Source organism: Alcanivorax sp. HI0044 (assembly GCF_001634945.1).
The window spans coordinates 1-13081 of the sequence record NZ_LWEZ01000347.1 but is presented as its reverse complement, the minus strand read 5'-3'; the positions used below and the strand labels follow the sequence as shown (position 1 = coordinate 13081).

At 57.6% G+C, this 13081-nt stretch carries 12 protein-coding genes; 9 read left to right on the top strand and 3 right to left on the bottom strand.

The features are described from left to right. Window positions 1-989: DNA gyrase subunit A (locus A3730_RS04275; RefSeq protein ID WP_304439460.1), on the bottom strand; the 989-nt coding region annotated here is incomplete at its 3' end. Between the two features lie 380 nt (window positions 990-1369). Between A3730_RS04275 and A3730_RS04270 the strand changes: the two genes are divergently transcribed. From A3730_RS04270 to A3730_RS04240, 7 genes are all read left to right on the top strand, one after another. Next, window positions 1370-2701: a TRZ/ATZ family hydrolase gene (locus A3730_RS04270; protein WP_063518637.1), complete on the top strand. Its 1332-nt coding sequence runs from the start codon at window positions 1370-1372 to the stop codon at window positions 2699-2701. Next, entirely contained in the window at window positions 2694-3494 is an 801-nt protein-coding gene (ubiG, locus tag A3730_RS04265; protein ID WP_063518636.1) for a bifunctional 2-polyprenyl-6-hydroxyphenol methylase/3-demethylubiquinol 3-O-methyltransferase UbiG, read from the top strand. Before A3730_RS04270 ends, ubiG begins: the two co-directional genes overlap by 8 nt. Further along, window positions 3491-4174, top strand: coding sequence for an HAD-IA family hydrolase (locus A3730_RS04260; RefSeq protein ID WP_231880434.1), 684 nt, complete (start codon window positions 3491-3493; stop codon window positions 4172-4174). Before ubiG ends, A3730_RS04260 begins: the two co-directional genes overlap by 4 nt. 163 nt (window positions 4175-4337) lie before the next feature. Further along, window positions 4338-5105, top strand: a complete 768-nt coding sequence (locus A3730_RS04255; RefSeq protein ID WP_063518635.1) for a YciK family oxidoreductase — start codon at window positions 4338-4340, stop codon at window positions 5103-5105. Between the two features lie 279 nt (window positions 5106-5384). Beyond that, entirely contained in the window at window positions 5385-6554 is a 1170-nt protein-coding gene (locus A3730_RS04250) for a putative solute-binding protein (RefSeq protein ID WP_063518634.1), read from the top strand. A gap of 133 nt (window positions 6555-6687) precedes the next feature. Further along, entirely contained in the window at window positions 6688-7758 is a 1071-nt protein-coding gene (locus A3730_RS04245) for a putative solute-binding protein (protein ID WP_063518633.1), read from the top strand. A gap of 202 nt (window positions 7759-7960) precedes the next feature. Further along, window positions 7961-9136, top strand: coding sequence for a putative solute-binding protein (locus A3730_RS04240; protein WP_063518632.1), 1176 nt, complete (start codon window positions 7961-7963; stop codon window positions 9134-9136). Between the two features lie 113 nt (window positions 9137-9249). Here A3730_RS04240 and A3730_RS04235 read toward each other — a convergent pair whose 3' ends face one another. Further along, window positions 9250-10611: an AarF/ABC1/UbiB kinase family protein gene (locus tag A3730_RS04235; protein WP_197477278.1), complete on the bottom strand. Its 1362-nt coding sequence runs from the start codon at window positions 10609-10611 to the stop codon at window positions 9250-9252. Window positions 10612-10785: 174 nt separating this feature from the next. Between A3730_RS04235 and A3730_RS04230 the strand changes: the two genes are divergently transcribed. Continuing rightward, a complete protein-coding gene (locus tag A3730_RS04230) occupies window positions 10786-11814 on the top strand; it encodes a hypothetical protein (protein ID WP_082872249.1) in 1029 nt (342 codons plus the stop codon). A gap of 60 nt (window positions 11815-11874) precedes the next feature. After that, complete coding sequence (locus A3730_RS04225) at window positions 11875-12891, top strand: putative solute-binding protein (RefSeq protein WP_063520994.1); 1017 nt, start codon at window positions 11875-11877, stop codon at window positions 12889-12891. Window positions 12892-12896: 5 nt separating this feature from the next. Here the strand turns inward: A3730_RS04225 and A3730_RS32495 are convergent. Next, the coding region (locus A3730_RS32495) for a hypothetical protein (RefSeq protein ID WP_231883843.1) at window positions 12897-13081 on the bottom strand (185 nt) is incomplete at its 5' end.

Genomic DNA, 13081 nt, shown 5'->3' with positions numbered 1-13081 from the left:
AATACCGATTCCATCTGGGTCTGCTGGTAGAGGTTGTTGAGCACCACCTCGGCATTCTCGCCACGGCGCAGCTCGATCACGATGCGCATACCTTCCTTGTCGGACTCGTCGCGCAGTTCAGTGATGCCTTCAATTTTCTTGTCTTTCACCAGCTCGGCGATCTTCTCGATCAAGCGTGCCTTGTTCACTTGATAGGGAATCTCGGTGACGATGATGGCTTCTTTGCCGCTCTTGTCGGTGGCCTCGATCTCGGCGCGGGCACGCATATACACCCGGCCACGGCCAGTGCGGTAAGCCTGCACGATACCGGCGCGGCCATTGATGATGCCTGCGGTGGGGAAATCCGGGCCCTTGATGTATTCCATCAGGTCGTCCGGGGTCAGGCTATCGTCATCAATCAGCGCCAGACAGCCATCCACCACTTCACCCAGATTATGAGGCGGGATATTCGTGGCCATGCCCACGGCAATACCGGAAGAGCCGTTCACCAGCAGGTTGGGCACCCGGGTGGGCATCACATCGGGAATTTTTTCCGTGCCGTCGTAGTTGTCGACGAAATCCACGGTTTCCTTGTCCAGATCGGCCAGCAGCTCGTGGGCAATCTTGGCCATGCGCACTTCGGTATAACGCATGGCAGCGGCGGAGTCACCGTCGATGGAACCAAAGTTACCCTGGCCATCCACCAGCATATAGCGCAGGGAAAAAGGCTGCGCCATCCGCACGATAGTGTCATACACCGCGGAATCACCGTGGGGGTGGTATTTACCAATCACATCACCGACCACACGGGCGGACTTCTTGTAGGGCTTGTTCCAGTCGTTGTTCAACTCGTGCATGGCAAACAGCACACGGCGGTGCACCGGCTTGAGGCCATCGCGCACGTCCGGCAACGCCCGCCCGACGATTACGCTCATGGCGTAATCCAGGTATGACTGCTTGAGTTCGTCTTCGATGTTGACCGGGGTAACTTCTCTGGCGAGATCCGTCATAGCGATCCTTACTATCCACAAGGTGTTGGGAAAGCCCCTGCGGCTTCCCCAAGCCGGCCCGTCTGAGGGCCGATTTCACGGGATGCCCATGGCCGCCCGTGCAGTCTGTTCTTATAGGCAGTGGAATTTCAGGGGGCAGACACCCTGCCCGGCCCCACTGCCGTCGCGAATTCCGGTTAACAAAGCCCGGAAAAGCCCCGGATGATAGCACAGCTGGACGGTATCGGCGCCATATCCGCGTCGATCCTCACAAGATGGCTTTTCGACTCCGGTCCGCGAGACCTTTATCGTCACGCAGTCAGGGCAAGATCTGCATTGACACGCTATACTGCGTCGCACTATTCAGGGCCACAGGCCCCTGTTCCATCAAGGAGTTATGCATGAGCGACAATCAGGCCGACCTGATCGTCCACGCCCGCTGGATCGCCCCCGTCGACCCGCAGGGCACAGTACTGGAAAACCACGCCCTGGTGGTCAAGGACGGCCGCATTGCCGACTTGCTGCCCAGCGCCCTGGCCAACGAAAAGTGGCGCAGCGACGAGCAACAGCATCTGGGTGATCACCTGCTGATCCCCGGCCTGGTCAATGCCCATACCCACGCCGCCATGAACCTGCTACGCGGCATCGCCGATGACCTGCCCCTGATGACCTGGCTGGAAAAGCATATCTGGCCCGCCGAAGGGCGCTTTATCAGCGAGAGCTTTGTGTACGACGGCACCCGGCTGGCAGCGGCGGAAATGATCCGCTCCGGCACCACCTGCTTTGCCGACATGTACTTCTTCCCCGCCCATGCAGCCCGCGCCACCGTGGAAGCCGGCCTGCGCGCCAGCCTGTTCTGTCCTTTGCTGGATTTCCCCAGCCCCATGGGCTCCGGCCCGGAGGACTACCTGCGCCTGGCCACCGACGCCATGGACGAATGGCAGCATGAACCACGCATTCAGATCGGGTTTGGCCCCCACGCCCCCTACACCGTGTCCGATGCACCGCTGCAAAAGGTGATCACCCTGGCCGAAGAACTGGATGTGCCCGTGATGATGCACGTGCATGAAACCGCCGGCGAAATCCAGATGGCCGTGGGCAACACTGGCGAGCGCCCGCTCACCCGCCTGCATAATCTGGGACTGTTGTCTCCGCGCCTGCTGGCCGTGCACATGACCCAGCTCACCGATGAAGAAATCGCCCTGGTCGCCCAGACCGGCACTCACGTGGTGCACTGCCCGGAATCCAACCTGAAGCTGGCCAGCGGCTTTGCCCCCGTGGAAAAACTGCGCAAGGCCAACATCAACGTGGCACTGGGCACCGACGGCGCCGCCAGTAACAACGATCTGGATATGCTCGGTGAGGCCCGCACCGCCGCGTTTCTGACCAAGGGCGTGAGTCTGCAGGCCGATGCCCTGCCCGCCATGGAAACACTGAGAATGGCCACCCTGAATGGCGCCAAGGCACTGGGCCGTGACGACGATATCGGTTCCCTGGAAATTGGCAAGCAGGCCGACATGGTGGCCGTGGATCTGAACCGACTGGAAACCCAACCGGTCTATGACCCGGTGGCCCAGTTGATTTATGCCGCCACCCGCGACCAGATCACCCATACCTGGGTGGGAGGCCGCTGCCTGATGGACGACCGCAAGCTGACCACCCTCAATGAAGCCCTGATTCTCAACAATGCCCAGCAGTGGCAGGAAAAAATTGCCGGAGCCGACCGTGACTGAACAACAAGCCCAGACTCACTCCTCCAAACAGAACGTAGACGCGGGTGAAATCGCCAAGTTCAATGCCCTGGCCGAGCAGTGGTGGGACCCGAATTCCCAGTTCCGCCCGCTGCATGACATCAACCCCCTGCGCCTGAACTATATCGACGAGCGCGTCAGCCTGCCGGGCAAGAAAGTCATCGACATCGGTTGCGGCGGCGGCCTGCTTTCCGAAGGCATGGCCCGCCGTGGTGCTGACGTGACCGGCATCGACATGGGCGAAGCGCCACTGGCTGTGGCACGCATTCATGCGGAACAGGCCGGCGTGGCGGTGGAATACCTGCAAACCCCGGCAGAACAGATCGCCGAACAGCGCGCCGGTCAATATGACGTGGTGACCTGTCTGGAAATGCTGGAACACGTGCCAGACCCATCCTCGGTCATCCGCGCTTGCGCGGCCCTGGTCAAACCTGGCGGGCAGGTGTTCTTCAGCACCATCAACCGCAACCCCAAGGCGTTCATGTTTGCCATTGTCGGGGCGGAATATGTGCTGCGCCTGCTGCCCCGTGGCACCCACGAATACGCCAAACTGATCAAGCCATCCGAGCTGGCCGGCTGGGCCCGCGATGCCGGGCTGGAAGTCAAAGACACTGCCGGCATGGTCTACAACCCGCTAACGCAGGTGTACAAGCTGAACCGGGATGTATCCGTGAACTATCTGATGCACGCGGTAAAAACGCCAAACGCCGAACGCCAGACGCCTGACGAATCCACCTCGCCGTCTGGCGTCAAGCATCAGGCGTCAAGCCAATGATGGAACGCCTTGAAGCCGTTTACTTCGATCTCGACGGCACCCTGATCGATACCGCTCCGGATTTTTATACGGTGCTGAACACCTTGTTGAAAAAACACGGCCGCCCGGAAGTGACTTACTCTGCCGTGCGCGCCAACGTCTCCAATGGCGCTCGCGCACTCACCGAGCTGGGTTTTGGTGTCGGGCCGGACGATGCCAGTTTCGCGCCCTTGCTGGACGAACTGCTCAATGCCTACGAACGGCACCTGGCCGTGGATACCGTGCTGTTTGCCGGCCTGGCCGAGGTGCTCGCCTGGCTCGACGCCCAACAGCTGCCCTGGGGCATCGTCACCAACAAACCTGCCCGCTTTACCGGCCCGGTCCTGGAAGGGCTCAACCTCCACCAACGGGTGGGACCCGTCATCTGTCCGGACCACGTCAAACAGCGCAAACCGGATCCGGAAGGCCTGCTGATCGCGGCCCACGATGACAACGTCAACCCGGCCAACTGCTTGTATGTGGGCGATCACCTGAGGGATATTCAGGCCGGCCAGAACGCGGGAATGGAAACCGCCGTGGCCGCCTTCGGCTATATCGACGCGGACGACGATCCCCGTTGCTGGCAGGCCGATTATTATCTGGAACAAGGCAGCGACCTGCTGCCGCTTTTGCAGAAACTCTACGAGAAAACCACACACTAACCGTAGGGCGGAAGTGGGCCAATTATTCGCCCCCGCCATCAGCCAGCGTCACAACGGCCAGGCTTATGTGCCACACATGTGACTCGCGCGGATTTCCGCCCTACGATTAAACGCATACGGCGTCAGGCATCACGCCTGCAGCACAAGAAACACAGGAACCACCATGACCGACATCCAGCAACTCGCCCTCAACTACCAATGCGCTCAAGACACGTTCAAAGACCGCATTATTCTTGTCACTGGCGCCGGCGCCGGCATCGGCCGCACCGCCGCACTCACACTGGCGGCCCATGGCGCCACGGTGATCCTGCTGGGGCGCACCCAGGAAAAACTGGAAGCGGTTTACGATGAAATCAAAGCCGCTGGCGGGCCGGAACCCGCCCTGGCGCCGGTCAACCTGACGGTCGCCCGCCCGGAAGATTTCCAGGAACTGGCCGGCCTGTTCGACAAGGAATTCGGCCGCCTGGACGGCATTCTCCACAACGCCTCCATGCTCGGTGATATCACCCCCATGGACCGCTATGGTGCCGGCACCTGGGAGTCTGTCATGCAGACCAATGTGAACAGCGCTTTCTACCTGACCCAGGCCATGCTGCCTCTGCTGCGCGCCAGCGACGATGCCCGCTTGCTGTTCACGTCCTCCAGTGTGGGCCGCAAGGGCCGTGCATTCTGGGGCGCCTATGCGGTTTCCAAAGCGGCCACCGAAAACCTGGCCCAGGTGCTGGCGGAAGAACTGGAAAACACCAGCAATATTCGCGTCAACACTCTCAACCCCGGCGGCACCCGCACAGATATGCGTGCCCTTGCCTATCCAGGCGAAGACCCGCAGACACTGAAAACCCCGGCTGACATCATGGCGCCCTATCTGTTTTTGCTGGGGCCAGACAGCCGCGACGTCAACGGGGCGTCCATCGACGCACAGCCTAAGTAAAAACCATGAGTTGAAAGTGAAAAGTTGAAAAGGCGCGATCAGGTTTGGAGCGCCCCTGTCCGGTCCAGTGCCTGAGGCCAAATGCAGCGCGGGCACTGGACTGAAATGCCCCCGGCTCTGCCCCCGTTTCAACTTTGAGCTTTCAAATCGCCCACCATTGACCCCTTCGCCGCTGCTTGCCGTAACGCGGTCACCCTCTGCGCAAAAGCCCTCCCCTATCCGGCAACAGCATGCTAATTGTAACGCTCATAACAAGAATGCCGCGTCAGGGAGACCACCATGCGCACCACCACCACACTTTTCTTTCTCGTCAGCCTGCTGTGCTCCTCACTCAGCGCGGCCACATTGACGGACGCCCAGAAAACTCAACTCAAGGCATTGCTACCTGGCGTGACCCTGAGCGACAGCACCCTGGAGAAACTCGAAGACGTCTTTTATACCCGCGACATGCCTGTGCGCAGCCGACTCAAGGCCATCAGCCAGATGGTTGGCCTTGATCAGATGCCCGCTGGCAGTACCCTGAAGCGCACTATCTGTATCTGGGATATTGGCGGGCGTAATGGCCCCGTCTTCAATGCCGCCATGGAGCAGAGGGCGCTGGCAGTGGAGTACGGCATCAACCTGGATATGGTGCCCTACACCAACGAAACGGTGATGGTGGAAGAATTCAAGGCTGGTCGCTGTGATGCGGCATTAATGAGCGGCTTGCGGGCACGTCAGTTCAATCTTTACAGCGGCAGCGTGGACGCCATTGGTGCCGTACCTGACAACCAGCATATGCAAACCCTGTTGCAGGTGCTCTCTCATCCGAAACAAGCCGGACACATGGTGCAAGGCGATTACGTGGTAATGGGCATTTACCCAGCCGGCGCGGCCCACATTTTTGTTAACGACCGCAGCATCAGCTCGCTGGCCAAGGCCGCCGGCCACCGTGTGGCCGTGCTCGATTACGACCAGACCCAGGCAGAAATGGTGGCCGCCATCGGTGCCACCCCGGTCACCACCGACATTGTTTCCGCTCCGAACAAATTCAACAATGGCCAGATTGATATCCTCCCGGCCCCCCTCGTTGCCTACGAAATTCTGGAACTGTACAAAGGCATGAGCCCGGATGGCGGCATTGTCGATTACCCACTAACGCAACTGTCCATGCAGCTAATCGGCAGGCTGGACAAGTTCCCCAATGAAGTAGCGCAACTGATTCGTGAAGCCTCGTTTGAAGCCTACCCCATGGTAATGAGCCGTATTGAACAGGAAACCAAACGGGTACCTGACCGCTGGATGATTAACATCCCGGAAAAAGACAAACAGGAATACGAAGTGATGATGCAGGACGCCCGTGACGCGCTTCGCGGCCAGGGATATTACAGCGGCGACATGCTGACATTGCAGCGAAAAATTCGCTGCAAGTTCAACCCGGCCCGCTCTGAGTGCAGCATCACCCAGTAACCCCCTCCGGCAAGTCGCAACGCCTGCAACGAAGCGCCCTCCCGGGCGCTTCGTACAATTGTCATACAGGCGGTAAAACTTCGCCGAACAGCAACGTGCTATAAGCGTTTCATCAAATGACAAAGGATCGGTCATGGGGACGTTTCGATATCTATGTACGGCAGTGCTTCTTGTTGCTGCAGCCAATGCTTCAGCACTGACGCTTACCGACAAGCAACAACAGCAGTTGAAGCAGGCACGGCAGTCCATGGGGCTGGCAGAAGGGGAAAAACTCAAACGGCACATCTGCCTGTGGGACCTTTCCGGCCGATCCGGCCCCGTCTACAGCGGCGCCACCAATCTGCGCGTGGATTTGCTGCGCTACAATATTGATATCAGCCTGGAAGCGTTCACCAACGAAGGCGTGCTGGTCGCCTCGCTGAAAAACGGCCATTGCGATGCCGCCCTGATGAGTGGTTTCCGTGCTCGCCAATTCAACCGCTTCACAGGAAGCATCGATGCACTGGGCGCCCTGCCCACCCTGGAACATGTAAACCTGCTACTACGCACCCTGGCGCACCCGCAGCTGGCTGATAAAATGGTCAGCAATAAATACCAGACGCTGGCCATCACCCCTGCGGGCGCCGCCTACCTGTTCGTGAACGACCGCGCCCTGAACTCTCTAGGCAAGGTTGCCGGAAAAAAAGTGGCCGTACTGGACTTCGACCCCGGCCAGTCAAAGATGGTAACGCATATCGGCGCCACGCCCGTGGCCAGCACCCTGGCCACCGCGCCCAGTCAGTTCAACAACGGCAGCGTCGATGTTTTACCCGCTCCGCTGATCGCCTACCAGGCCCTGGAACTCTACAAAGGCATGGAACCGGCTGGCGGCATCGTTGACTATCCCATCGTGCAACTCACCGCACAGCTTATTGCCCACTCCGATCGTTTTCCGCCAGCGTTTTCCGCACTGATTCGCGAAATCGCCGCGGACAGCTTTCAATCCGTACAAGTCGCCCTGGAAAGAGAAGCCAAACGCATTCCTTCCCACTGGTGGATCCCTCTTCCTGATGACGAAAAACGGGATTACAACAGCATGATGCGCGACGCGCGCATAAAACTGCGGGATAGCGGCTATTATGACCCTACCATGCTGAGCATCATGAAACGTATCCGTTGCAACCTGGATGCCGGCCGTCCTGAATGCAGTCAGTCCACCGAATAAATAATAACCCGCTTTTTGTTCACGCCACTCGCCCCCCGCTCTCCGTACCGGCCGAGCCGCCCGATTGGCGGCACCGCCACCGGTACCGGCTGGCAAGCCAGCGACGCGCCGACCATTACCTGCCCACAATGCCGAAACAGTCATGCCGTAACCGGCCAACGCTGAATGCCAACAACAAACAATAATAGCCACGGAGGCTATCGTGCGATTTCTTCGTCACTTCATCCTTTTTTCCCTGCTGATCGGCAGCACGGCTCTCAACGCCGATGACACCCTTGATCTGACCCCCGCCCAACAGGCCGAACTGGAGCGCTTTGCACCCGGCGTGGAACTCACCCCCGCGCTGGCAGAAAAATTACGTGCCATTGCCTTCGACCAGAACCGCAGCCTGGATGATCGCATCAAGGCCATGCAGAAAGCCGCGGGCTTCAGCCAGGGAGAACCACTCAAACGGCGCATTTGTATTTGGGATATTGCTGGCCGTGCCGGGCCAATTTTCAAGGCTGCCGAAGACCAGCGTACGCGCCTGCTGCAATATGGTGTTGACCTGGATGTGCAGCCCTACACCAGCGAAAGCGTGGTTGCCGAAGATCTCAAGGCCGGCATTTGTGATGCTGCGCTTATTACCGGATTGCGGGGCCGTCAGTTCAACAAATACACCGGTACCATTGATGCTATCGGCGCGCTCCCTACCAAGGAGCACATGAAGATTTTGCTGCAAGTCCTGGCCAGCCCAAAGAGCGCCGACAAAATGGTGAGCGGTGAATATGTGATTTTGGGCCTGGCTCCAGCGGGTGGCGCTTATGTCTTCGTGAACGACAGAAGCATCAACACTCTTGCCAATGCAGCAGGAAAGCGTGTGGCTGTGCTTGATTACGACCCCACACAAGCTGAAATGGTCTCGCAAATCGGGGCAACACCGGTAGCGTCAGACATCGTGTCTGCACCCAATAAATTCAACAACGGCGTGGTGGATGTTCTGGCCGCCCCTCTGGTTGCCTACGAAGTCCTGGAACTCTACAAAGGCATGGAGCCGGACGGCGGCATCATTGATTACCCGCTGGCGCAAATCACCATGCAGCTAATCGGCCGCAAGGACAAATTCCCCAACGAAGTGGCACAACTGGTACGCGAAGAGTTCTACAACAGTTACCACCTGATCATGGAACGCCTGGAAATCGAAGCGGAAAAAGTACCGGAACACTGGATGATCCAGATTCCGCAGGAAGACAAAAAGGAATATGAAATCATGATGCAGGAAGCCCGCCTGCAACTACGCAACAAAGACTACTACGACGCCACCATGCTGACCCTGCAACGCAAGATCCGCTGTAAGCTGGACGCCAGCCGGGCGGAATGCAGCAATCCGGTGGAATGACAGCTACGAGTTTCGAAACTCGTTACTCGTCACTCGCATCAAGGCCCAAACAAAAAACCGTACCTTCGCAGGTACGGTTTTTTTTGTGGCTCATAGGTCGTAGCTTGATGCTATTAGTGCAGAAAGCCACCCGGCATTTCATCAATGGCACCAAACATGTCTACGCGGTTATCACTGAACATATCCATTTCTGGTGCCAGCACCTGCACATAGCGGTCGAAATACAGGAACTGCTTGAGCAACAGGGCAAATTCCCGCGGGAAACGAATGCCGTGGCTTTCACCAATCTTCACGATATCCATTAATAACCGATTCACTTCCTTGTCATTGCGATCCGCCTGCACCAGTGAAGACGGGTCCACCTGACCCAGCGAGCCTTGCAGCCCCTCAATGTCCCGGGCCAGCGCCGCCACATCCACCTCCTCACGGGTCATGCCAATCACTGCCATGGCTTCCGCCATCTGCCGGACATCGCCTCGGCCAATAGCATCAAAGAAGGTTGCCATGCCGTCCCAGGCTTCGCGCCGAATCCGCCCGACGATACCAAAATCGATGAACCCTACCCGACCATCCTCCAATAACATCAAATTGCCAGCATGCACATCCGCATGGAAGAAGTCGCACAGCATCAGGCTCGAGAACCAGGTGTTAAGCGCAGAAATCAGAGTGCCCGCCGGGTCATCGGTATACTTTTTCAGCACATTCATGTCCGTCAGAGGCACCCCAAAGAAGCGCTCCATTGTCAGGACTTTACCAGTGGTATGGGACATTACGGGCTCTGGCGCGATGGCCTGGGAATTGCCGGTATCACGCAAGAAGACGTTAAACGCCTTGAGATTACCCGCCTCCTTGATGAAGTCACACTCTTCCAGCATCCCCGCCTGCAGCTCTTCAATCACCCCCGAAATGGCGGAACGGGACAATCCCGGAGCCAACCGTTCGGTGATTCTGGCGGCGAAGTACAAAAAATTGAAATCCGTGAGTAAAACATTCTTCACTCCCGGGCGCTGAACCTTGATCACCACATCCTGACCATTCTTTAGTTTAGCCGCATGAACTTGAGCAATTGACGCACTGGCCAATGGTTTGGGGTCTACAAATTGATAAAGCGTCTCCAGGCTGTCCCCCAGCTCGGACTCGATGGTTTCCCGGATGTAATGAAAAGGTAGGGGTGGAGTCCGGTCCAGACACCGCTGGAATTCCTCGACATACTCCTCCGGGAAAATCGACGGTGAACTGGCGATAAACTGCCCCAGCTTGATGTAGGTCGTGCCCAGAGATTCAAAGGTAGTACGCAGCAAAGCCGGTACTGGCGGGCGATCGCCCAATGCCCAGCCCAGCCCCTGACGACCGACCACACCCAGTGTTTCGAGAATTCGCAGCCCACCCCGGGCGGTATTCAACGCCAGTGAAAGGCCACTCCGTTCGCCCGCAAGCCAGGCCCGCATGTCTTTAACGCCACTGTGATCGCTCATGATAAAGTCGTATTTTCCCTGTGGATTCCATAGGTTATCGAACAGAAACCATGATATAGCAAATTTATTGTTTGTAATTGCTTGCAGGCTTTTTTGTAATTGCCGCTTGTGCCAATTGGCTGACTTTCGTACCTTTGACCGCGCTAATAGAGAACAATAACAAGGAGCTTACGAATGGGTTCTCTTTCCATGAAAAAAATGCTACGACATTCCGGTCTGGTCTTGGTAGGGGGCGCCATCCTGGCTCTGCAAGGCTGTGGCGTCATCTACAAGACTACCGGTGACGTTCTCATCAGCTTCGGTCGATCCGAAATGCTGCCCTACATGATGACCTACGACGACGTACGCATGGCCTGCGTCACCGGTGAGGCACAAACCCCCCTGCTGATGTCCTTCGAGCGAGTCGGGTCTGATCCCAGCAAACTCGGCACCATGGTCTTCACCGTTGCAGCCACCTGTGCGGAACAAATCGCCCTTGAGGCAGAGCTGCGCTACATGCGCTCTGTGAAAGACGGGCGTGTCAGCGAAGCCCAGGATGCACGTATCGAGCAGAAACGCTGGTCAGCCGTGGCGGCACAACGCCAGTTCAAGGCATACAACTACACGGTTGAAGCCTTCGGTGAGGTCAAGGAAGGCGAGTGTCCGAAACTGAAAACCGACTTCGATGAAATGGTATGGATGGTCGGTAATATTTCCGGCGTGCAATCCCTGCTTAACGACGGCGCTTCCGACGGTGCAGTCGGCGTACCCCGCGATATCGCCGCCAAGGTCGAGCGCAACATGAAGTGTCTCGATAACGACAAATGGTGGGGCGTACCACGTGGCACCCGTGCGGCGGTCTGGAACCTGCTGCCGATGCTGGCTCCACCAAACGCGGATGCGTGGGCTGAGCTGGAAACCTCTGCCAAGGCCGGCTTCGACAGCGGTATCCGCCTGGGCAGCGCCCTGTATGCCATGAGCGCTTTCAGCAAAGGTAATGACGAACGCCTGCGCAAAGCTATCCGTGATTACGCGGCAAACGACCAGAATCTGGACCCGGACTACGCCATGCTGGACGCCATTGCCGGCTTCATCGTGCAGGGCATTTCAGACCGTGAATGGACTGAAAACACCGGCAAGCGTACCCCCATTGGTGGCATCGGCACATTCTGGGATGACAAAGCCCAATCCGGCCCCGCCGTAAATATTGACGATTTGCTATAAGCCTGTTGCGGCCTTCGGGCCGCTTTTGAATAAGTTGTAAGAAGTAACCAGGAGACAATTATGCGCTACGTTAAAGCGTTGACTGCAGCCGCCACTGCCGCTCTGGCATTGACGCTTACCCCCACCGCCCAAGCCGCCGAGAAACGCACTATGTGCGTATTCGACATTATCGGCGCCAACGGCGATATCTATAACATCATGAAGGACTACAAGACCGCCGCCCTGGGCTGGGGCATCGATCTTGAGCTCAAGCCCTACACCGATGAAAAAATTGCCTCCGAAGACCTGAAGGCCGGGCAGTGTGATGCCGCCGTCCTTACCGGCATCCGTGGCCGTCAGTTCAACAGCTACACCGGCAGCATGGATTCCATTGGCGCGATCCCCAGCTACGACGCCATGCGCACCGTGATCACCGTACTCGCCAGCGGCAACCCCTCCATCAATGAAAAACTGGTTTCCGGGCCCTATGAAGTGGGCGGCGTTGCGCCAATGGGCGCGGCTTATCTGTTCGTAAAAGACCGCACCATCGATACCGTCGGCGAACTGTCCGGCAAATCCATCGCGGTACTTGAGTACGATACGGCACAGGCCAATATGGCGTCCCGCGTGGGCATGTCCCCCGTGATGTCCGACATCACAAACTTCTCCGGTCGCTTCAACAACGGCTCCGTGGATATCTGTTTTGCCCCCATTGCAGCTTATTCTGCTCTGGAATTGTATAAAGGCATGCAGCCTGACGGCGGCATCATCGATTACGTACTTGGTCAGCTGACGGCTCAAGTGATTCTGAAAAAAGACAAGTTCCCCGCAGACTTCGCAGCACAATCGCGCAAATACATGCTCGGTCAGTTTGACCGCGCCATGCGTGTGATTGAGAACGCCAACAACGAAGTCAACAAGAAGTGGTGGGTGCGCATACCTGAGGCAGACAAACTGCGTTACGACGAAATGATGCGTGATGCCCGTATCGCCCTCACCAAGGAGGGCACCTACAACAAGGACATGATGAGCCTGCTGCGCAAAATTCGCTGCAAGCATGAGCCATCCCGCGCGGAATGCGTAAATCCTGTTGAATAAACGCTTCAGGTAACTGGACGGGGCCAATTGGCCCCGTTTTTCCCTAACCACTCAGATTCTGTCACCCCCTCCACGGGTGCCAGGTAGTCAAGCTGTTTACACTGGCCTAGAATGCAGAGAATAAAGCGCTGAAACCCCAAGCGTTTTCTTTCTTTCGCTTTTACGGCGGTATAACAATAACCGGGTGCAC

Excerpts from the sequence above, each read along its gene's own strand:
- A3730_RS04260 (WP_231880434.1), top strand. The coding sequence starts at position 3,491 with ATGATGGAACGCCTTGAAGCCGTTTACTTCGATCTCGACGGCACCCTG.
- A3730_RS04270 (WP_063518637.1), top strand. The coding sequence starts at position 1,370 with ATGAGCGACAATCAGGCCGACCTGATCGTCCACGCCCGCTGGATCGCC.
- A3730_RS04235 (WP_197477278.1), bottom strand. The coding sequence starts at position 10,611 with ATGAGCGATCACAGTGGCGTTAAAGACATGCGGGCCTGGCTTGCGGGC.
- A3730_RS04225 (WP_063520994.1), top strand. The coding sequence starts at position 11,875 with ATGCGCTACGTTAAAGCGTTGACTGCAGCCGCCACTGCCGCTCTGGCA.
- A3730_RS04245 (WP_063518633.1), top strand. The coding sequence starts at position 6,688 with ATGGGGACGTTTCGATATCTATGTACGGCAGTGCTTCTTGTTGCTGCA.
- A3730_RS04230 (WP_082872249.1), top strand. The coding sequence starts at position 10,786 with ATGGGTTCTCTTTCCATGAAAAAAATGCTACGACATTCCGGTCTGGTC.
- A3730_RS04255 (WP_063518635.1), top strand. The coding sequence starts at position 4,338 with ATGACCGACATCCAGCAACTCGCCCTCAACTACCAATGCGCTCAAGAC.
- A3730_RS04250 (WP_063518634.1), top strand. The coding sequence starts at position 5,385 with ATGCGCACCACCACCACACTTTTCTTTCTCGTCAGCCTGCTGTGCTCC.